This is a genomic window from Polynucleobacter paneuropaeus (genome assembly GCF_003261235.1).
In the GTDB taxonomy this organism is placed as follows: domain Bacteria; phylum Pseudomonadota; class Gammaproteobacteria; order Burkholderiales; family Burkholderiaceae; genus Polynucleobacter; species Polynucleobacter paneuropaeus.
On record NZ_CP030085.1, the window covers coordinates 1,349,488 to 1,368,064 of the forward strand.

Annotated in this window: 25 protein-coding genes; 8 read left to right on the plus strand and 17 right to left on the minus strand. The window is 45.2% G+C overall.

Annotation, left to right across the window (positions count from 1 at the left end):
* Positions 1-11: 11 nt before the first annotated feature.
* The 4 genes from Pas1_RS09885 to Pas1_RS09655 are packed head-to-tail and all read right to left on the minus strand — an operon-like array spanning position 12 to position 2,292.
* Positions 12-194 (minus strand): DUF2256 domain-containing protein, encoded by a 183-nt coding sequence (locus Pas1_RS09885; RefSeq protein WP_112294872.1) that lies wholly within the window; start codon positions 192-194, stop codon positions 12-14.
* The gene (locus Pas1_RS07075) at positions 184-1,722 is read right to left on the minus strand and encodes a cryptochrome/photolyase family protein (protein ID WP_225971598.1); all 1,539 of its coding nucleotides are present in this window, start codon (positions 1,720-1,722) and stop codon (positions 184-186) included. Before Pas1_RS07075 ends, Pas1_RS09885 begins: the two co-directional genes overlap by 11 nt.
* Complete coding sequence (locus Pas1_RS07080) at positions 1,706-2,131, minus strand: DUF2452 domain-containing protein (RefSeq protein WP_112208888.1); 426 nt, start codon at positions 2,129-2,131, stop codon at positions 1,706-1,708. The genes Pas1_RS07075 and Pas1_RS07080 overlap by 17 nt, the downstream gene beginning before the upstream one ends.
* Positions 2,132-2,148: 17 nt before the next feature.
* The gene (locus Pas1_RS09655; protein ID WP_158525170.1) at positions 2,149-2,292 is read right to left on the minus strand and encodes a hypothetical protein; all 144 of its coding nucleotides are present in this window, start codon (positions 2,290-2,292) and stop codon (positions 2,149-2,151) included.
* A 163-nt stretch (positions 2,293-2,455) separates the two neighbouring features.
* Between Pas1_RS09655 and Pas1_RS07085 the strand changes: the two genes are divergently transcribed.
* Together Pas1_RS07085 and Pas1_RS07090 are read left to right on the plus strand one after the other, a co-directional pair.
* A complete protein-coding gene (locus tag Pas1_RS07085; protein WP_112208887.1) occupies positions 2,456-2,830 on the plus strand; it encodes a DUF2237 family protein in 375 nt (124 codons plus the stop codon).
* 38 nt (positions 2,831-2,868) lie between these two features.
* On the plus strand, positions 2,869-3,222 hold the full coding sequence (locus Pas1_RS07090) for an HNH endonuclease (RefSeq protein ID WP_112208886.1): 354 nt from the start codon (positions 2,869-2,871) through the stop codon (positions 3,220-3,222).
* Between the two features lie 15 nt (positions 3,223-3,237).
* On the opposite strand, the gene Pas1_RS07095 is transcribed toward Pas1_RS07090, so the two are convergent.
* From Pas1_RS07095 to Pas1_RS07105, 3 genes are read right to left on the minus strand one after another with little or no spacing between them, the layout of a single operon-like run.
* Positions 3,238-3,666 carry a DUF2244 domain-containing protein gene (locus Pas1_RS07095; protein WP_112208885.1) on the minus strand — a complete coding sequence of 143 codons (429 nt, stop codon included), beginning with the start codon at positions 3,664-3,666 and terminating at the stop codon, positions 3,238-3,240.
* Positions 3,667-3,682: 16 nt separating this feature from the next.
* Entirely contained in the window at positions 3,683-4,081 is a 399-nt protein-coding gene (locus Pas1_RS07100; RefSeq protein ID WP_112294873.1) for an MAPEG family protein, read from the minus strand.
* 50 nt (positions 4,082-4,131) lie between these two features.
* Positions 4,132-4,812 (minus strand): DUF2461 domain-containing protein, encoded by a 681-nt coding sequence (locus Pas1_RS07105; RefSeq protein WP_112294874.1) that lies wholly within the window; start codon positions 4,810-4,812, stop codon positions 4,132-4,134.
* A gap of 109 nt (positions 4,813-4,921) precedes the next feature.
* On the opposite strand from Pas1_RS07105, the gene Pas1_RS07110 reads away from it, so the two are divergent.
* A complete protein-coding gene (locus tag Pas1_RS07110; RefSeq protein WP_158525995.1) occupies positions 4,922-5,704 on the plus strand; it encodes a bestrophin-like domain in 783 nt (260 codons plus the stop codon).
* A 14-nt stretch (positions 5,705-5,718) separates the two neighbouring features.
* Here the strand turns inward: Pas1_RS07110 and Pas1_RS07115 are convergent, their stop codons facing one another.
* Entirely contained in the window at positions 5,719-7,056 is a 1,338-nt protein-coding gene (locus Pas1_RS07115; protein WP_112294876.1) for an NAD(P)/FAD-dependent oxidoreductase, read from the minus strand.
* Positions 7,057-7,266: 210 nt separating this feature from the next.
* Here Pas1_RS07115 and Pas1_RS07120 point away from each other — a divergent pair, with 210 nt between their 5' ends.
* Genes Pas1_RS07120 through Pas1_RS07130 form a run of 3 tightly spaced genes read left to right on the plus strand, consistent with a single transcriptional unit; the run spans position 7,267 to position 9,356 of the window.
* The gene (locus Pas1_RS07120) at positions 7,267-7,665 is read left to right on the plus strand and encodes a VOC family protein (RefSeq protein WP_112203186.1); all 399 of its coding nucleotides are present in this window, start codon (positions 7,267-7,269) and stop codon (positions 7,663-7,665) included.
* A complete protein-coding gene (locus Pas1_RS07125) occupies positions 7,631-8,647 on the plus strand; it encodes a tripartite tricarboxylate transporter substrate binding protein (RefSeq protein WP_225971599.1) in 1,017 nt (338 codons plus the stop codon). Before Pas1_RS07120 ends, Pas1_RS07125 begins: the two co-directional genes overlap by 35 nt.
* A 7-nt stretch (positions 8,648-8,654) precedes the next feature.
* On the plus strand, positions 8,655-9,356 hold the full coding sequence (locus tag Pas1_RS07130) for a haloacid dehalogenase type II (protein ID WP_112294877.1): 702 nt from the start codon (positions 8,655-8,657) through the stop codon (positions 9,354-9,356).
* On the opposite strand, the gene selD is transcribed toward Pas1_RS07130, so the two are convergent.
* Genes selD through Pas1_RS07145 form a run of 3 tightly spaced genes read right to left on the minus strand, consistent with a single transcriptional unit; the run spans position 9,353 to position 11,555 of the window.
* Positions 9,353-10,402 carry a selenide, water dikinase SelD gene (gene selD, locus Pas1_RS07135; RefSeq protein WP_112294878.1) on the minus strand — a complete coding sequence of 350 codons (1,050 nt, stop codon included), beginning with the start codon at positions 10,400-10,402 and terminating at the stop codon, positions 9,353-9,355. The two genes, Pas1_RS07130 and selD, sit on opposite strands and share 4 nt — an antisense overlap.
* Entirely contained in the window at positions 10,399-11,295 is an 897-nt protein-coding gene (locus Pas1_RS07140; RefSeq protein ID WP_112294879.1) for a cation diffusion facilitator family transporter, read from the minus strand. Before Pas1_RS07140 ends, selD begins: the two co-directional genes overlap by 4 nt.
* Positions 11,296-11,351: 56 nt before the next feature.
* Positions 11,352-11,555 (minus strand): hypothetical protein, encoded by a 204-nt coding sequence (locus Pas1_RS07145; RefSeq protein ID WP_112203174.1) that lies wholly within the window; start codon positions 11,553-11,555, stop codon positions 11,352-11,354.
* Between the two features lie 147 nt (positions 11,556-11,702).
* Here Pas1_RS07145 and Pas1_RS07150 point away from each other — a divergent pair, with 147 nt between their 5' ends.
* Positions 11,703-11,918, plus strand: coding sequence for a hypothetical protein (locus Pas1_RS07150; protein ID WP_112203172.1), 216 nt, complete (start codon positions 11,703-11,705; stop codon positions 11,916-11,918).
* On the opposite strand, the gene Pas1_RS07155 is transcribed toward Pas1_RS07150, so the two are convergent.
* Genes Pas1_RS07155 through Pas1_RS07165 form a run of 3 tightly spaced genes read right to left on the minus strand, consistent with a single transcriptional unit; the run spans position 11,915 to position 13,729 of the window.
* Positions 11,915-12,220, minus strand: a complete 306-nt coding sequence (locus Pas1_RS07155) for a 4a-hydroxytetrahydrobiopterin dehydratase (RefSeq protein ID WP_112238507.1) — start codon at positions 12,218-12,220, stop codon at positions 11,915-11,917. The two genes, Pas1_RS07150 and Pas1_RS07155, sit on opposite strands and share 4 nt — an antisense overlap.
* Positions 12,217-12,939: a pseudouridine synthase gene (locus Pas1_RS07160; protein WP_112238509.1), complete on the minus strand. Its 723-nt coding sequence runs from the start codon at positions 12,937-12,939 to the stop codon at positions 12,217-12,219. The genes Pas1_RS07155 and Pas1_RS07160 overlap by 4 nt, the downstream gene beginning before the upstream one ends.
* Before the next feature lie 19 nt (positions 12,940-12,958).
* Positions 12,959-13,729, minus strand: coding sequence for an SDR family oxidoreductase (locus Pas1_RS07165; RefSeq protein ID WP_112294880.1), 771 nt, complete (start codon positions 13,727-13,729; stop codon positions 12,959-12,961).
* 205 nt (positions 13,730-13,934) lie between these two features.
* On the opposite strand from Pas1_RS07165, the gene Pas1_RS07170 reads away from it, so the two are divergent.
* Positions 13,935-14,591, plus strand: a complete 657-nt coding sequence (locus tag Pas1_RS07170; protein WP_112294881.1) for a hypothetical protein — start codon at positions 13,935-13,937, stop codon at positions 14,589-14,591.
* Positions 14,592-14,595: 4 nt separating this feature from the next.
* Here the strand turns inward: Pas1_RS07170 and Pas1_RS07175 are convergent, their stop codons facing one another.
* The 3 genes from Pas1_RS07175 to Pas1_RS07185 form a co-directional block, all read right to left on the minus strand.
* Positions 14,596-15,183, minus strand: a complete 588-nt coding sequence (locus Pas1_RS07175; RefSeq protein ID WP_112294882.1) for a protein-methionine-sulfoxide reductase heme-binding subunit MsrQ — start codon at positions 15,181-15,183, stop codon at positions 14,596-14,598.
* Between the two features lie 10 nt (positions 15,184-15,193).
* Entirely contained in the window at positions 15,194-16,156 is a 963-nt protein-coding gene (msrP, locus tag Pas1_RS07180) for a protein-methionine-sulfoxide reductase catalytic subunit MsrP (RefSeq protein ID WP_112294883.1), read from the minus strand.
* A 136-nt stretch (positions 16,157-16,292) separates the two neighbouring features.
* Positions 16,293-18,527 (minus strand): NADP-dependent isocitrate dehydrogenase, encoded by a 2,235-nt coding sequence (locus tag Pas1_RS07185; protein ID WP_112294884.1) that lies wholly within the window; start codon positions 18,525-18,527, stop codon positions 16,293-16,295.
* Positions 18,528-18,577: the final 50 nt, after the last annotated feature.

The window sequence follows — 18,577 nt, forward strand, 5'->3', positions numbered from 1 at the left end:
TTGATAAGTCCTCAAGAAGAAGCCTGGCTATTGCTGGGCTTTTTCTTTTTACAAGCCTCAGAACAATACTTCACCTCTTCCCAATTCTTAGCCCAGGATTTTCTCCAGGCCATTTCTTTTTTACAGACCACGCAGATCTTGCTAGGTAGAAAAGATTTGTTGCCTTTGAAGGATGTGCTGGATTTAGAGCTCATCTAGATGATTCAAAATATGCTGTGCATGTAAGGTGATTTGTTTTTGATCCTCAGGACTAATCTTGTTTAAATTAGCCGTCATCAAACGCGTGCGAGGGTTGCCATCAAATTGTTTGCGGTGCTTAATCAAAAAATTCCAGTACAAATTGGTCACGGGGCATGCGGTTTCACCGAAGCGCACATCCGGTTTGTATTTGCAAGAGCTGCAGTAATTACTCATGCGCTTGATATAAGCGCCACTAGCAATATAGGGCTTACTCGTAAAGCGCCCACCATTAGCAAATAGTGCCATGCCAGCGGTATTAGGCAATTCCACCCACTCGATCGCATCAACATACACTGCCAAGTACCAATCACATACTGCTGAGGGCAAGATCTCTGCTAAGAGTCCAAAGTTACCGGTAACCATCAAGCGCTGAATGTGATGTGCATAGCCATACTGTAGAGTTTGACCAACCGTATCCTTCATGCAGTGCATTTGAGTGTCGCCTGTCCAATACCACTTGGGTAGTGATCGTTGATGATCATAAAAATTATCTTGGGCCATCTGCGGCATATCAAGGTAATACATTCCTCTGACAAACTCGCGCCAACCCAAAATCTGACGTATAAAGCCCTCGATATTGGATAGATCAAGAGCGTTTTTTTTCCAGGCCTTCAGTACCGCATCAATCACTTCGCGCGGATTGAGGAGCTTCAGATTTAATGAGCTCGATAACAGGGAGTGCCAACCAAAAGGCGTATCCGTCCACATCGCATCCTGAAAAATACCAAAGTTACGCAAGCGGTATTCAACAAAATAATCGAGCGCTTTTAATGCCTGCTCTCGGCTAACAGGCCAGTGGAATTGATCTAAAGAGCCAGGGTGCTCCGGATAGGTTTGATTAACGTATTTGATGACTTCTTGCGTAATCGCATCGGGTTTAAATTCAGCGGGGGCATCGGTAATCCCAGGGCCCTTCTTGGGATAGGGCTTGCGATTATCTTGATCAAAATTCCATTGCCCGCCCTCAGGGTTGCCTTCAGCATCAACCAAGATGGAATATTTCTTGCGCATTAAGCGATAGAAATACTCTAAGCGTAATTCTTTTTTATTCGCTGCCCATTCACGAAACTCGGCATGCGTACAAAAGAAGTGGCTGTCTTCCCGCATATCGAGCTGGATTTTGAATTCTGATGCTAAATCTTCAATCGCTTGTTTGAGCCGCCACTCGCCTGGCTCAACGCATACCAGATGTTGAATCTGATTTTGAGTCAAATGCTCGCGCAGCACCTCTGTAATCGTCTTAGAAGACTCTGAGTAGTAAGCCAGAGGATATTTTTTATCTTTGAGCTTCTGCGCAAAGTGCCGCATGGCCGATAGAAATAATGCAATCTTGGCTTTATGAGACCAGACATATTGGGCCTCATTGGCTGACTCCACCATGATGATTTGATCATGCTGTGAATCAAATCCTTTTAGGGCCGCTCCGTTTAAATCGAGTTGATCCCCGAGGATAAGAACGAGTTTCTTATTGCTCTTCTTCAACAATAGCCCAGGTGCTATCACCCAACTTTTTGACTGCCATCAAATAAGACCAGTTATCTGGAATACCGCAACTCCAATTATTGGGCGCATTCTGAATCAGCATATTGACTGCGTTACGGCCATCGTAATACAGGTAATAGGTTTTGCCATGAATCGGATTAAAACCAAACTTAGCACAGTGAACCATCTCAGTAGCATCGAGTCTGGCTTGCAAGGCTCGTGCCTGCTTCATTAAGACCTCTGCCTGCTCCATGATGCGGTCGTATTCTAGCTTGGCATTTTGCCGAGCGACATTGACTGCCTTATCTTTCTCCTCGACTACTTTAATAGGAGCAAAGACAGGCGCCCCCACTTCCATGGGGTACTCAATAGCAGCATGTCTGGCTGGATCGGTATCTTCTATTCTCATTGGTGCGTTAGCTAGCCTTAATGGCTATTCTTTTGAGATTCTTTCAGCTTGTCTGCGCTTCTTTGCTGAAAATCGACCATCGAGTGATAGCCCATTTGATAGCAAGGGCAGTGATGCCCCAAAATCCAGCGCGCTAATTTAATCCGAATTGCCTTAATCATCCTGTCTCTCCTGAAAGCCCTGAGGCTTGATCTGACTGCCTCAATTATGAATCCAACCCGAAATTCTTGCTGTAAGCCCCATTTCAAGCAAATTTAGGCGTTTTTTCTTACACTTAGGAGTCTGATTAGATAACTCACGCACTCAACACTACCGAAAGTAGCAATGACCAAAGAAGTTGCTCTAAACGTACTGGGCGAGCCCCTAGTTCCCTGCTCTTTTGACCCCTTAACTGGCTTCTTTCGAGACGGCTGCTGCAAAACTGATGACAACGATCTTGGTAGACACCTGGTCTGCGCGATTGTCTCCAAACCATTCCTGCAATTTAGTCTTGAGAGAGGAAATGACCTCATCACCCCACGACCGGAATTTCAGTTTCCGGGGCTAGTCTCAGGTGATCAATGGTGTTTGTGTATTAGTCGCTGGGCAGAAGCACTAGCAGCCGATTGCGCCCCACAAATTAAACTGGAGAGCACGCATATCAATGCACTCAAAACGGTTCCTCTCGAAACTTTGAAGCAATATGCGCTAGCTGAGTGAAGGCTTTTCTCTAGGACAGTGCTTTTCATTAGAAAAATATGCTCGGTAAGATTCGGAAAAAATTGATTGAGTCTGAGCCCTCGAAGACGGTGCAGGCAAGCCCCATCATCTGCCCCATTTGCGATAGAGCAATCCCGCAGTCACAAAAAGATGCTCATCACCTCATCCCTAAATCCAAAGGAGGTAAGGCAACGGAGTATCTGCATCGGATCTGTCATCGGCAAATTCATGCTCTGTTTAACGAGACAGAGCTTGCCAGGAAACTCAATACGGCAGAGTCACTCAAAGAACATCCAGATATGCAAAAATTTATTGGCTGGGTAAAGACCAAGCCAGATTCTTTCTATCAAAGAACTTCAAAAAGTGACCGGATTAAAAAGCTTGATCTGTAGTCGAGCAATCAGCATCTAACCTAAACAAGCCTTAATTTCAGAAATTAACTGGGGTAGTTGATCTTGTCTGACAAACTGCCCGAGCTCGATGTTTTCTTTCTCTGAGCTCAGTACAAAGATTTTGGGCTTATCCCTAGAAAGTAGTATTTGGGTCCAACGACTATTGAATTTATATTCTTTGGTTTTACTGCCAATGAATTTAGTAATCTTGAGAACCGTACCATCAATCTGTATCTCCTCAAAATCGAGGGCGTGTCGTGCATAGATTAAAAAGCCTAAGGTCAGTGCGCACAACTCAATACAGGTAAAGATGATGATCATCCATATCCCCACAATCAGAAAGCCTATGCCCACTAGCAGGGAGAAAAAGACCAGGACAGCGTAAAACTGAAAGAGCTGTTTCGGTGTCAGTGCGCAGTTGCGCTGCATTCGCCAGGTTTTCATATCAGATCAATAGCGACTAGGCTTTGAGATATGCCCCATAAATACCGTAAGCAGCACCTAACCAAAGTCCTACGATGACCAGTAGAGAGAGCAGAAAGCCGTACCCTCGTTTAGCCGGGTTAGTTTGATAGGCAATGGCATACCAAATGCGGCCAAGCAGCCAAATCATCCCAGAGTCTCCTGCACCCTTATCGCCAATGAAAATAGCGTATAGCCATAAGGCAGGCAAAAACATCAAAACATTTTCAATCGTATTGAGCTGAATACGATAAGCCCGTTCAAACATCTCATGCCCTAGTACTGCAGGGGCTTTAATTTGATATTTGCCACGCGCTCTACCGACATTGAAAGTCACTGCAAATAACAGCGCTACAGTAAGTAAGGTGATAAACGCGGTATAGAGATAGGCTTGCATAGAATTCTCCTAAAAGGGTATTCTAATTAGATTTCAGCAAGCCCGCTGAGCTACATACCCTCCAAGGCATGCCATCCAAAACTGAGGAGTGGCAATAAATCGGCAGCAAATCCCGTGATCTCTTTTAGGAGTGTATTTGAGTAAATCACTGAACGGGGCAAAGGTTTGCGAACAATCCAGCCCTTCAACTTAACGGCTTTTTCTACCTCCTCCGGAACATTCTCTAGACCCCGAGGGATGCGCGCAAGACTATTTGAATAATCAAGCTCATAGCCTTTTTTCTTTAAAGCTTTCTCTATTGCTAGCCAAGCTTTGGGATTGCCCATAATGTCCAAACGTAGCTTCTTAAGCACATGACTTTCTGGCTGCAAATAGCCGGCGGCAACTCGGCAACCCAGGGGATCAAGGCGGAAATATAAAACACCTGAGGAATACTTATCACCAGTACGGGTAAATAAGCCACTAGCATGCATATTGTAAGGATGCTTGGCTTTAGAGAATCGAGCATCTCGATTGATTCGATACAGTGATTTTTTTGGATCCCCCCAAAGCGGGATATCTTTGTTAGCCAAAGCATCAGACAGCGCTACTGTAAAGCCCTTCATGGGCTCACGAACGTATTGCTCATATTCATGGCGATGCTCAGCAAACCAAATCCGGTTTTGGTTTTCGGTTAAAGCCTCAAGAAACTGAAAGGCTTCAGGCTTAAAGCCTGAAAACGGACTTTTCATTATCGTTATAAATTAAACTTGCTAAATGGGCAATGTCAAAATATGCTAACAGACTAGATTTACCAGATACTATTTATTTATATATGCGGGGAACACTATGCACTATGCGGTGATCAAATTTCTACTTCAATTTTCAGATATTGGTCTTCGTATTTGGCTATCTACGATCGTTTTATCACTCTGCTTTTTAGTCTACTTTGTATTTCAGAAAATTACCCCAAAGTATCTATTTGGCGAGGATTCTGAATATGCTGGCTACATTTATAACGCCATGGGTGTTGTATTTAGTCTGATATTCGCATTCATTACAGTGCTAGTTTGGCAAAACTACAATAATGTGAGTGATGCCACATTTAAAGAGGCTAGTAAGCTCAATAATATTTATCGCCTACTTTCTGCACTTCCGCCGGAGATTGACCGAGCGGAAAAAGCAGCTCTCATTGATTACACACAATCGGTCATTACTGATGAATGGCCTTTACTTAGTAAAAATCAATTCAGCATTCCTACTTATGAAAAATTCTTAAAAATTGAAAACGATATTGTTCGCTTTCAACCAAAAAATGCGGGTCAGGCTAACGCACACTTAGTACTACTGCAAACGGTTACAGAATATCTTGAATTAAGACGTAGCCGAATTTATAGCGCCCGTTTTGCTCTAGATCCTCCTGCAGGAATTGGCTTAATCAGCAGCTCACTCGTCTTTTTATTATTCTCCTGTTTATTTAAAATGAATTCAGGGCGTACTCATTTAGTCTTAATCGGATTTTTAGGCCTAACGATTGTGGGTGTGCTCTATTTCTTATTGCTCTACATTCATCCTTTCCTAGGGCCAATGGCGATCAGTCCAGAGCCTTTTGAGCAACTGCTCAAATTTACTTGGAATCACTGAGCTAGCAGAAAGTACTAATGTAATTTAACAATCGAATCAGTACGACGATGAATTAATCTACTGATCGTATCGAGCGTTACCTTGATCCAGCCATGCAGTGCCAGCTGATGCAATTTGTAGAGACTCAAATACATCAGCTTGGCAAAGAGGCCGTCCACCATGAGACTGCCCCCAATCAAGCCACCCATCATGCTGCCAACACTGCTAAATTCTCCCAGAGAAACGAGCGAGCCAAAGTCACGATAGTGATAGGCCTTGAGTTGCTTGCCAGCAATGATGCTATCGATCTCTTTATAAATATGGCTAGCCTGTTGATGCGCAGCTTGTGCTCGAGGCGGAACAATACCGCCTTTTCCACCATTAGCCTCTTCCCAAGGACAAGCAGCACAGTCTCCCATTGCAAAAATATGGGGATCTCTAGTAGTTTGCAAAGTGGGTAGTACGGTCAGCTGATTGCTTTGATTTGTCTCAAGGCCACCAAAGTCTTTTAAGAATGCAGGCGCTTTGACTCCTGCAGCCCAAACGATAAGCTCAGCAGGTATCACAGTGCCATTGGCTAGATAAATTTGCTGGGGCAATACTTTTTCCACCTTAGCGCTAGTCATTACCTCTACACCCAACTCATCTAAGAGATTCTCTGCTGCACTGGAGATCCGCTCCGAAAGGGCTGGCAAGATTCTAGGCGCAGCTTCAAGCAAAATGACTTTGAGGTCTTTATTGGGATCGACGCGATCTAATCCATAAGAAATCACTGCCCTAGTCGTACGGTGTAGTTCAGCAGCTAACTCTACTCCCGTAGCACCCGCTCCAATAATTGCCACATGCAATTGGCCTGGCGCTAAAGGGGTAGTCTGAGTTTGCGCCCGCAAGCAAGCATTGATCATCTTCAAGTGAAAGCGCTTGGCATCAGTCTGTGACTCTAGGCGAATCGAGTATTGCTCTACTCCAGGCGTTCCGAAATCATTTGTCAGACTGCCAATGGCAATAATCAGGGTATCGTATTTGATCCACTGCTCAGGTGTAACGAGCTCTCCTGACTCATCAATAAAGGCGGCAATTTGGATTTGCTCTTTGCTGCGATCAATATTGATTAACTCGCCGAGCCTGAATGAGAAATGGTGCCAATGGGCTTGTGCAATGTAATCGAGCTCTTGATCGCCCAGATCCATACTACCTGCAGCAATCTCGTGTAGCTTAGGTTTCCAGATATGGGTCCGGTTGCGATCGATCAGGGTTACGCTCACCTTTTTGCCACCACTTTGACGTGAGGCATAACGGTCGCCCAGCTTGGTTGCCAACTCTAGGCCGCCAGCACCCCCACCAACAATCACTATCCGATATGTCTCACTCATGCATTAACTCCAATATGGTCAAACGGGGATTTTTTAGGTCATCCCTTTTCTGTTATTTAACCACTAAATCCCACAAGCCCCTGTCCCTTGAGCTTGGGGAAGCTAAAAATGGTGACGACCCCGATAAACTAGGGTTTGCACCCAAGATAAGCTGCTCCAAAACCATTACGATCATCTCGTTGATACCCCCCCTTTTTTAGGAGATGAATTTTGAATACCTTGATTGATCGAGTTGATCACCTTGTTCTGACTGTGAACGATATTGAGACTACTACCCAGTTTTATGAAAAAGCATTTGGCTTTGAACGTGAATTCTTCAAAGGGCCTGAAGGGCAACCTCGCTATGCCCTACTTTTTGGTCAACAAAAAATTAACCTACAAGATCGCGCTACTGAAACTCCAACCAAAGCTAAAGTTCCTACTCTAGGTTCAGGCGATTTTTGTCTTATTAGCAAAGTACCCCTCGATGAAGTCATCGCTCATCTGAAGCAAGCCAATATTGCAATTGATGTAGGACCCGTTTCTCGTCGTGGTGCATTAGGGCCTATTCGCTCAATCTATCTACGCGATCCTGATGGCAATCTCGTTGAGGTTGCTGAATATGTATAAAGCAATACAAAAGATTTTTACTCTCTTATTGGTTTCGGGAGTTTTACTCCCCCTTACTCCAGCAATTGGAGCAGAGACGTGGCCCGCACCCAATAAAACGATTGTTATTATTAACCCCTTCGCTCCTGGTGGCGCAGTAGATGCTTTCACGAGACCTATTGCTAAACAGCTCACTACCCAGTTGGGTGATTCAGTCATTGTCGATAACAAGAGTGGTGCAGGAGGTACATTGGGTGCCGCTATTGCAGCCAAAATGGCACCCGATGGTTACACCTGGTTTGGTGGCGCAGTGCATCACACGATTGCGCAATCACTCTACCCTAACCTCAGTTATGACATCACAAAAGATTTTGAGCCGATTGCTGTTCTAGGCAGCGTGCCGCAAGTCATTGTGATCAATCCCAATAAGTTTGGTACTACTGATCTCAAAACCATCATCGCAATCATTCAGAAGAATCCTGGTAAATATAACTACGGTTCAGCAGGCAATGGCACTTCTCAACATTTGGCTGGTGAACTTTTTAAACAATTAACTAAGACCGATATCACCCACGTGCCTTATCGGGGAGCTGGACCTGCTCTGCAAGATTTGGTTGCGGGTCAGCTCGATATGATGTTTGATACCCTGGCAGCCGCTGGGCCCTTCATTAAAAATGGTCAAATCATTGCGGTCGCGGTTGCAGCGCCCAAAAGGGTGGAAGGTTTTCCAGACATCCCTACCGCCGCTGAAGCAGGACTGCCCAATTACAACGTAGCCAGTTGGTATGCACTCTGGGGCATAAAAGGCACTAACCCTGTAATCCTCGATAAGATGGCAGCAGCCGTGCAGCAGGCCCTTAATTCCGATGAAATCAAAGAGCGCTGGATCGCCATGGGCGCAAGCGCCCCTAAGATGTCACGAGTAGAGTTTGGCAAATTTGTTAACCAAGAAGTGATTCGTTGGCGCCAAGTTGTCAAGACCTCAAATATCCACCTAGACTGAGTAAAGCATGAAGCCTCTTCCTAAAGTCCTTGCCTTTGATGTTTTTGGTACTGTTGTGGACTGGCATGGCTCGATTGCCGCTGAAGTCAAACGGATTGGCCTAAATGCTGATCCTGATGCTTTTGCTACTGCCTGGCGCAATGGCTATCGGCCCGCTATGGCTCGAGTGCGATCTGGTGAACTACCTTGGACCAAGATTGATGACTTACATAGATTGATTTTGGATGGCGTCTTAAACGAATTTGCTATCACCCATTTATCTGAGGACGAGAAAAAGCATCTCAATCTCGTGTGGCATCGCCTCCTACCTTGGGAAGATACGATCGCAGGACTATCGCGTCTGAAAAGTAAATTCACTATCGTCACTCTATCTAATGGCAACTTAGGCTTGCTTGCCAATATGGCAAAAAATGCTGGGCTACCTTGGGATCTCATTTTGTCAGCTGAAGTCTTTCGGCATTACAAACCTGATCCCGAAACCTATTTAGGCGTAGCAAGTACCTTTGATATTGCGCCTGAGGAAGTGATGCTCGTAGCGGCCCACAAAGACGACCTTCTGGCAGCAAGTAAGTGTGGATTACAAACTGCCTTTATCGAAAGGCCCCTCGAGTTTGGGAAAAATGTGCAGCGAGATGATCTTGCAATTGAAAGCTTTACTAGCTATCACACTAAGAATTTTTTAGATCTAGCAGACCAGTTAGGCTGTTAGGCATTTACTAATAAGCCAGTTCCAATTGTGAAGTTCCCAATTTTTTGAGCTGCATTAAATCCAGACTTGTACAGAAGATCTAAAACTTCTTCTTCAGCATCTGACGCACAAGCAATTAGTAATCCACCACTCGTCTGAGGATCACTCAACAGATTGCGCTGCCAATTCTGTAAATTGGGTGCACTGACTTCATTGCCATAGCTTGTCCAATTACGAGTCGATGCCCCGGTAAAAATATCTTGTTGAACAAGTTCAAGAGCCTCTTCAATGATTGGTATTGCCTCCCAATCAATGGTGGCTTGCAGTTTTGCTCCACGCGCAAGTTCTAATAAATGCCCCGCTAAACCAAAGCCTGTTACATCGGTTAAAGCGTGAACTTGTGGCATCTGCGCCAAGGCTTGGCCAGGACGATTGAGTTGGGTCGTTAAGGCCAACATGGCCTGATAACCTTTTTCGGATAGCTGTTCTTTTTTCAGTGCTGCCGACAATATACCTACACCTAATGGCTTGCTCAAGATAATGCTATCCCCGAGTTGCGCTCCTGTATTCCGCTTGAGATTTTTTGGATCAACAATACCGATGACTACTAAGCCATAAATCGGTTCAACCGAATCAATTGAGTGGCCGCCCGCAACCATAATGCCTGCCTCTGCACAAACAGATGTGCCACCTGCCGTAATTTTCTGAATCACTTCCAGCGGTATAACGTCGATAGGCATTCCCAATAAAGCCAAGGCAAAGAGTGGTTGAGCACCCATTGCGTAAATATCGGAGATAGCATTCGTAGCGGCAATGCGTCCAAACTGAAAAGGGTCATCGACGATCGGCATAAAAAAATCGGTTGTCGCCACAATTGCTTGATGCTCATTAATTTGATAGACCGCAGCATCTTCATTGTTATCCGAGCCCGCTAAGAGTTCGGCAGGAATATTTCCCAGAGAAGTATTCTGCAGAATTTCACTGAGAACACCTGGAGCGATTTTGCAACCACAACCACCGCCATGCGATAAAGAAGTGAGACGTCCGTTAAAGGCTAAAGATGTCATATCGGATCAATGTGGGTCATCACATTCAGTACGGGCAATTCAGCTTTGACCTGATTTGCAGCTGTGAGCGCGATATCGTGACCGACCTGAACCGTTGCATTGGCATCCACTTCAATATGCACGTCGACCAAAATCATATCGCCCATTTTACGGGTTCTCAGATCATGGCAACCCAGGACTCCTTCGGTCGACAGAATTATTTTCTCAATATGTTGATGCTCTTCTTCAGATACCGCACGATCCATTAAATCATTTAAGGCATCCCAGCTAAAGGACCAACCGGTTCGAATAATCATCAGACCAACAATGAGCGCGCCGACTGAATCTAAAATAGGAAAACCTAATAAGGCGCCCACGATACCTACTGAGACAACCAAGGAAGAGGCGGCATCTGAGCGTGCATGCCATGCATTGGCTACCAACATACTCGAACGTACTCGCTTCGCAACTGCAAGCATGTATCTGAAGAGGATCTCTTTGGCTACCAGCGAGCCTAAAGCAACATACAAAGCCAAGATCGATATTTGACTAGGGGCAATGGGATTGACAATCTTATGGCCAGCACTCCACAGCATACCCAAAGCAACCACTAACAAAGAGATACCTAGAAATAATGAAGCAGCAGTTTCATAACGTTGATGTCCGTAATGATGATCTTCGTCTGCATCTTTAGCACTGTGATGATTTGCAAAGAGAACTACAAAATCAGCAATCAGATCCGTCAGTGAGTGAATACCATCAGCGATCAAGCCTTGCGACCCTGAAAGTAGACCAGCAAAAACTTGGGATACCGTGAGGGTGAGATTAACTGCTACGCTAACTAAAGTACTTTTTTTAGCAGCGCTTTGTTTCTCAGCCGATGCGTCTTCGGGGTTTTCGATTAAATCATCCATAAGGGCATCTTAATACTCGAGTATGAGTATTGGGCGTCAATTGAGGCAGACTGGAATTACTTAAGGCCTTTATTCCAATTACGGTCTTGGAATACAGATTTAGGTTGGTAAGCCTCTTCCACTTCAACCTCAACCACGGGGGGTTGTGCTGGCTTCTTGACGGCGGAAGTCGACTTTGCGGATGGCGCAGTAGTTGACTGGATCGTCGACTTGACGGTTTCTAAATCTACAACATTGGAGGTATCGGTTTTCTTTTTCACGGGACTATTTTAGCAATTTTGTTCATTTTTTGCACCCTCATTCTGCTTTCTGAGCCGTAAGACCCAAAAAGCCTTAGCTAAAGACATCTTTTTTTGCTATGCTGGGTTTTCTAATCAGCATCACCCAACACTCCACAAGGGATCTTTATGAATACCGATAATCAAAACCCTGGCGATGAAGACTTTGATTATGGCTGCGAATGCGCCATGACTTTACTCAATGAGCCTACTGAAGATTGTCTCAATGATCTGATTGATGAGCTGGATGAAGATGGCATGATTTCTACTGAGGTGGTGTATGGCCTCTTAGCCACCATCTTGATGAGCATTACTTCTGAAGAGAGTGGCGAGGAAGAGCATTAAGCAGGATTTTGAATTTGATTAGCAAAGGCATCCATCGCTTTTGCCAACTCAATATCCAGTGTCGTCACATCATTCGCTGAATGCGTACGTAATTGCACCTTGACTTGATTCCAGCTATTGGACCAATCAGGATGGTGGTCAATTTTTTCAGCATATCCTGCGCATAGTGTCATAAAAGCAAACGCCGCTTCAAAATCCTTGAAAACAAAAATGCGTGACAAGGTTCTCGTAAGGAGATCAATCTGCCAATCTGGCAAAGTAGTCTTAAAGTCAAATTGATGGATATCTACACTATTGTTCATTCAACGCTCTTTGCTAATTGTTGTAAGTCCGACTCAGAGAGCCAATGCCACTGACCTTCTGCTAAATCTACTGGCATCGAGTACGCACCGATTTGGGTGCGATGCAATTGCGCTACATGATTGCCAACTGCGGCCATCATGCGTTTAACTTGGTGGTAGCGCCCCTCTACGATCGTCATCGCCAAACGGTGCTCATCAATCTGTTCGCAAGCCTTTGCAAAGCAAGGCTTTGGATCGTCATCCAAGATGACCCCCTTCAATAAATGATCTAGTTGTTTGCCCTGAATCGGCTCGGCTGTCGTAATTTCATAAACTTTGCCAATATTCTTCTTGGGCGTAGTCATCTTGTGAATAAATTGACCGTCATCTGAAATCAATAACAAGCCCGTAGTATCAAAATCTAAACGCCCTACGCATTGCAGACCACGCTCAACAAAAGGTCTGGGCAATAAGCTGTAGACACTGGGATGATGCGTGGTTTTATGAGAGCACTCGTAGTTCGTTGGTTTATGAAAAGCAATATAGGCCTTCTCATGAAATTCCCAATCTTGACCCTCTACATTCAGAATCAAACCTTCCGTTGAGATACGCTCTTCTGGATCTTCGGCCAAAACGCCATTGACTTTCACAAGATCGGCGTAAACCAAGTCGCTACAGTAACGTCGTGTACCAAAGCCCTGACTAAACAGAATTTTTTCGAGGGAGACTGGTTTTGCCATAAGAATGGTTTGCTACAGCCTACAACTTGCCCCGATGAATCTGCAAAGCACCAAAGCTTTGCTGAACTGGCATCACCTCCAGCACGTTGATATTCATATGCGCTGGCAGAGTAGCAGACCAATAAATAGTTTCAGCAATTTCATCGGCACTCAGGGCGTGCACGCCTTCGTAAACATTATTCGCTTTGCTGTCGTCACCCTTGAAGCGGACATTAGAAAACTCAGTGCCAGAGCACATGCCAGGTTCAATACAAGTGACCCGAATCGGAGTGCCGACTAAATCTGCACGTAAGTTCAAACTAAATTGCTGAACAAATGCCTTGGTTGCACCATAGGTATTGCCACCAGGATAGGGATAGTTTGCAGCTACTGAGCCTAAATTGATGACATGCCCTAACTTGCGCTCCACCATGCCAGGTAAAAAAGCCCGCGTCATATGAACTAGACCTTTGATATTGGTATCGATCATACGATCCCAATCCGATAAATCGGCTTTGTGCGCAGGCTCAAGTCCAAGCGCCAGTCCAGCGTTATTGACCAAGATGCTCACTTTTGCAAAAGCAGCAGGCAAATTGCTAGGCAATTGATCAACTTGGTTGCTATCACAGACATCTAACACGAGAGTGAGTAATTTGTCTTGTTGTTCACTTGGTAATGATTTTTTGAGCGCTGCGAGTCGGTCGATTCTTCTGCCTGCCGCAATGACTTTATGGCCATGCTTTAAGAAACGCCTCGCAGCAGCCTCACCAAATCCTGCAGTTGCCCCGGTAACTAGTACGGTATGTTCCATATTCTTCTTTTCTTCATTTACTTACTTTAATATTAAAGCCTTCAGTAATTTAACGCTCAACAAGGCTGCAGCCCTGAATACAATTCGACTTCTCTTCGCATCGTGTTGCATTGCATGGGCTAGCGCTACTTTTGCAAGCGATGCCAGCTCAAGCTCGGACACAGATAATCAGCACATTTTAGAGTTTTGGGGCTATCACGCCTATATGGGTACGGAAACGTACTCGGATACCCTGCTACTTCGTTATTACCAGCCCCTGGAGTTTGATCAATGGCGCGGCACTCTCAGGCTCGATACGTCGAATGTATCGGTCTACTCTCATAGCCCAAGCGAGGGTGGGGTCGATCATCATGGTGCTGGGACCACTTTTTTAACTGCCTGGGGAACGGTTGCAAACTTCAATCAATCTTGGAGTAGTAGCGCAGGTGGTCGAGTCATTTTGCCGGTTGCCCTCAGTAATCAGTGGGTGGCAGGCCCACAAGTAGGCGCCTCATACAAACCTCCTCTTGGTTCACAAACTTGGCTGGCAGATTTTTCACCACTAACGAGATATATGTATGGCTTTGATGTACAAAACAATACTGGCCCAGGCAATCCCAGCCCTTCTCCTGCGGTGCGGCGGCTTGAGTTGTATCCCACTGTTGGTATTCAGTTAGCGCCCAATACTCAAATTCGTTTTTGGGATGAGAACGGTATTAACTACAACGCTGCAGCTGGCGGATGGTTTGTGCCATTAGATGCGATGGTGACACATCGAGTGAATCGCCATTTTTTATTTGCAGTCGGCGCCAGTAAACAAGTAGTAGAAACCTATCAACAATACAAATGGATGGTTTACAGCAAAGCCTCGTTTAATTTCTAGTAAATTAGCTGAGTTTGAGTTTTGTGAGTTGATTTCTCATCCACGGAATTCTGCAGCATAAGAGAATGAAGACTACACCCGCATAAATCGAAACGGTCTGTAAATCATTTTTACCGGCCTTATGCCACCAATAATGTAAGATTACAGTCACTGCAATCACATAAATCAGTTTATGTAGTAATGTCCAGCGGCGCCCCAGTTTTCTTTGCGCCCAATGGGTTGAGGTCAGTGCCAAGGGGATGAGCAAGACAAAGCTCAAAAACCCCATCGTAATGAAAGGACGCTTCACAATGTCTTTCAACATGGCTGCTAAATCGAAGCTTTGATCAAGCCAAAGCCAAATCACAAAATGCAGGCTGGCATAAAAGAAACAAAAGAGTCCGAGCATACGGCGGCATTTAATGGGCTGACTAGAGCCGATTAGCAAGCGCAAAGGAGTCATGGCTAAGGTAATGCAGAGCAAGACGAGCGCCCAAGTACCAGTAGATCTCGTAATGAACTCAATTGGATTAGCTCCTAAACCATCCGTGAGGGCGCGATAGATCAGACGATCTAGGGGCAATAAAGCCAATAAGAAGATGACTAACTTCATTACCAAAGATTTAGTAAAACTTTTTCAAATCCATGCCTGCATACATACTGGCAACTTGATCACCGTAACCATTGAACATCTGCGTCTTGATCTTGGGCGCAAAAATGCCTTTAGGATCACCAATTCTTCTCTCACTGGCTTGACTCCAGCGGGGGTGATCTACCGCGGGATTCACGTTGGAGTAAAAACCATACTCACTTGGAGCATATTTATACCAACTGGTAGTTGGCATCTCTTCTGTGAACCGAATTTTGACAATGGACTTCGCGCTTTTAAAGCCATACTTCCAAGGTACCACTACTCTGACTGGAGCCCCATTTTGCTTAGGTAATACTTCGCCATACAAACCAAAAGTGAGGAGTGTTAGCGGATTCATGGCCTCGTCTAAGCGCAAGCCTTCTCGATACGGCCAATCCAAGATAGGGCTATTAACCCCAGGCATTTGTTTACGATCTGCAAGTGAAACAAATTCAACATACTTAGCAGAGCCCAAGGGCTCCACTTTGCTCAGCAAACTAGAGAGCGGGTAACCATCCCAAGGAATAACCATCGACCAGCCCTCAACACAGCGCAGACGATAGACACGCTGCTCCATCGGGGCCAGCTTTAATAATGCATCGATGTCAAAAGTCATGGGCTTTTTGACTAAACCCTCAACAGTAATAGTCCAAGGCCGAGTTTGGAGGGTGCTAGCATTTTCAGCGGGGGCGCGTTTATCCGTCCCGAACTCATAGAAGTTGTTATAGCCTGTTACATCTTTGAGAGGCGTTAGATCCTCCTTGCCAACATATAGCGGATTGGGTGTTGCTGCCAATGTTTGCGCATTCGCTGCCAGGACTTCTCTGGAAAACCAAGGCGCTAACGCAAGCCCAAAACTGCCTGCTGCTGCAGCCTGTATCAACTGACGACGTTTTTTATAAACGGCTTGGGGTGTGATATCACTTGGCAGAATTTGAGGATCTTGATAAGTCATGGTTAGCGCCTTTTTAAAAAGTCTTTAATCTATTTTGCGCCCATTTTGAATTTCATGAGAGTTCTCGATTTTGCTATTGAAAAAGGCAAACCAGAGGCTTGCCTTTTTCATTTACAGCGCAATCTTGCTCTCAGAACTACGCTGCTGCCTTATCAATAATGGCATTCAGGGTTGGGCTTGGGCGCATCACTGCAGCAAATTTAACTGGATCAGGTTTGAAGTAACCACCAATATCCGCTGGTTTGCCCTGAACCGCCTTGAGTTCATCAATGATTTTGCTTTCTTGCTCGACCAATGCTTTTGCAATTGGGGCAAAGTGTGCTTGCAGCTCTTTATCTTCAGTCTGAGCAGCCAATGCTTGAGCCCAATACATCGCCAAATAAAACTGACTTCCGCGATTATCGAGTTCACCAGTCCGAGGAGAAGGTGATTTATTGTTATCCAGCAACTTACCGGTCGCCTCGTCCAAAGTCTTCGCTAGAATTTTTGCTTTCGCATTGCCCGTCTTATCGCTGATATCTTCGAGAGAGACTGCCAAAGCTAAGAATTCGCCTAGGGAATCCCAGCGCAAATGATTCTCTTCAACGAGCTGTTGAACGTGCTTAGGTGCTGAACCTCCCGCACCGGTTTCAAATAAACCACCACCAGCCATCAAAGGCACAATCGATAACATCTTGGCACTGGTGCCAAGTTCCATGATGGGGAATAAATCCGTTAAGTAGTCACGCAAGATGTTGCCAGTGACTGAAATGGTGTCCTTACCGCGAATGACGCGCTCTAGGGTGTAACGCATTGCACGCGTTTGCGACATGATCTGAATATCTAAACCCGTTAGATCGTAATCTTGTAAATAGGTTTTAACTTTCTTAATGAGCTCAGCTTCGTGAGGGCGGTATTCGTCTAACCAGAAGACTGCAGGTGTATTAGAGAGACGTGCACGATTCACAGCCAATTTGACCCAATCCCGTATTGGCGCATCTTTCGCCTGGCACATACGCCAGATATCACCCTCTTCCACATTTTGCTCAAGCAGGACAGTACCCTCTTCAGTCACAATGCGCGCTACACCAGCTTCAGGAATTTCAAAGGTTTTATCGTGTGAGCCGTACTCTTCTGCCTGCTGAGCCATTAAACCTACGTTCGGTACGGTGCCCATCGTGGTGGGATCAAAATTACCGTGAGTCTTACAGAAGTTAATAATCTCTTGATAAATTCGGGCAAAAGTACTCTCTGGTATTACGGCTTTCGTATCATGCAAACGACCATCGGCACCCCACATCTTGCCGCCTACACGAATCATCGCAGGCATCGAAGCATCCACAATCACGTCGCTTGGTGAATGTAAATTGGTAATCCCTTTAGCCGAGTCCACCATCGCCAAGGCAGGACGGTGCTCATGGCATGCATGCAAATCTTGAATAATCTCTTCACGCTTAGACTCAGGCAAAGTTTTGATCTTGTCATAGAGGCTGCTCATGCCGTTATTGGCATTAACACCTAGCTCTTCAAACAACTTAGCGTGTTTTGCAAAAGCCTCTTTATAGAAAATCTTGACAGCATGACCAAATACGATGGGATGGGAAACCTTCATCATGGTGGCCTTGACGTGCAAGGACAGCATCATGCCAGTTTTATATGCATCTTCAATTTCTTTTTCATAGAACTCGCACAAGGCTTTCTTACTCATGAACATGCTGTCAATAATTTCGCCAGCTTGTAGGGGCATTTTGGACTTCAGCACAATGGTTTTGCCACTCTTGGTGACTAAATCCATTTTGACTTCACATGCTTTTGTGAGTGTCATCGATTTTTCACCGGCGTAGAAATCCCCACCATGCATATGTGAAACGTGCGTGCGGGAAGCCTGACTCCACTCGCCCATTGAATGCGGATGTTTACGAGCAAACTGTTTTACTGCATTCGGTGCGCGACGATCAGAGTTACCCTCACGTAATATTGGGTTAACTGCGCTACCTAAACACTTTGAGTAACGTGCCCGAATCGATTTTTCTGCATCACTCTTGGGATCTTCTGGAAAATTCGGCAAAGCATAGCCCTTGGCTTGGAGTTCTTTAATCGCTGCCAGTAGTTGCGGTACCGAAGCGCTGATATTGGGCAACTTAATAATGTTGGTATCGGGTAATAAGGTCAACTTGCCCAATTCCGCTAAGTTGTCATTGACCTTTTGCTCAGGCGTTAAACAGTCAGAAAACTCAGCCAAGATTCTGGCCGCTACAGAGATATCGCTTTCGGCAACCTCAACACCCGCTGGCGCTGTAAATGCTCGAATGATGGGTAAAAATGAACCGGTAGCTAAAAGTGGTGCCTCATCGGTCAGCGTATAAATAATTTTTGATTTCCCTGCAGCCATTACTGTTTCCTCAATTTTGATGATCCGAAGCTATTTTCTCGTCTTGTGAT

Coding starts and splice junctions, on each gene's coding strand:
- Pas1_RS09885 (WP_112294872.1), bottom strand. CDS start 194: ATGAGCTCTAAATCCAGCACATCCTTCAAAGGCAACAAATCTTTTCTA.
- Pas1_RS07080 (WP_112208888.1), bottom strand. CDS start 2,131: ATGAGAATAGAAGATACCGATCCAGCCAGACATGCTGCTATTGAGTAC.
- Pas1_RS09655 (WP_158525170.1), bottom strand. CDS start 2,292: ATGATTAAGGCAATTCGGATTAAATTAGCGCGCTGGATTTTGGGGCAT.
- Pas1_RS07085 (WP_112208887.1), top strand. CDS start 2,456: ATGACCAAAGAAGTTGCTCTAAACGTACTGGGCGAGCCCCTAGTTCCC.
- Pas1_RS07090 (WP_112208886.1), top strand. CDS start 2,869: ATGCTCGGTAAGATTCGGAAAAAATTGATTGAGTCTGAGCCCTCGAAG.
- Pas1_RS07095 (WP_112208885.1), bottom strand. CDS start 3,666: ATGAAAACCTGGCGAATGCAGCGCAACTGCGCACTGACACCGAAACAG.
- Pas1_RS07100 (WP_112294873.1), bottom strand. CDS start 4,081: ATGCAAGCCTATCTCTATACCGCGTTTATCACCTTACTTACTGTAGCG.
- Pas1_RS07105 (WP_112294874.1), bottom strand. CDS start 4,812: ATGAAAAGTCCGTTTTCAGGCTTTAAGCCTGAAGCCTTTCAGTTTCTT.
- Pas1_RS07115 (WP_112294876.1), bottom strand. CDS start 7,056: ATGAGTGAGACATATCGGATAGTGATTGTTGGTGGGGGTGCTGGCGGC.
- Pas1_RS07125 (WP_225971599.1), top strand. CDS start 7,631: ATGGCAATCTCGTTGAGGTTGCTGAATATGTATAAAGCAATACAAAAG.
- Pas1_RS07130 (WP_112294877.1), top strand. CDS start 8,655: ATGAAGCCTCTTCCTAAAGTCCTTGCCTTTGATGTTTTTGGTACTGTT.
- selD (WP_112294878.1), bottom strand. CDS start 10,402: ATGACATCTTTAGCCTTTAACGGACGTCTCACTTCTTTATCGCATGGC.
- Pas1_RS07140 (WP_112294879.1), bottom strand. CDS start 11,295: ATGGATGATTTAATCGAAAACCCCGAAGACGCATCGGCTGAGAAACAA.
- Pas1_RS07150 (WP_112203172.1), top strand. CDS start 11,703: ATGAATACCGATAATCAAAACCCTGGCGATGAAGACTTTGATTATGGC.
- Pas1_RS07155 (WP_112238507.1), bottom strand. CDS start 12,220: ATGAACAATAGTGTAGATATCCATCAATTTGACTTTAAGACTACTTTG.
- Pas1_RS07160 (WP_112238509.1), bottom strand. CDS start 12,939: ATGGCAAAACCAGTCTCCCTCGAAAAAATTCTGTTTAGTCAGGGCTTT.
- Pas1_RS07165 (WP_112294880.1), bottom strand. CDS start 13,729: ATGGAACATACCGTACTAGTTACCGGGGCAACTGCAGGATTTGGTGAG.
- Pas1_RS07170 (WP_112294881.1), top strand. CDS start 13,935: ATGGGTACGGAAACGTACTCGGATACCCTGCTACTTCGTTATTACCAG.
- Pas1_RS07175 (WP_112294882.1), bottom strand. CDS start 15,183: ATGAAGTTAGTCATCTTCTTATTGGCTTTATTGCCCCTAGATCGTCTG.
- msrP (WP_112294883.1), bottom strand. CDS start 16,156: ATGACTTATCAAGATCCTCAAATTCTGCCAAGTGATATCACACCCCAA.
- Pas1_RS07185 (WP_112294884.1), bottom strand. CDS start 18,527: ATGGCTGCAGGGAAATCAAAAATTATTTATACGCTGACCGATGAGGCA.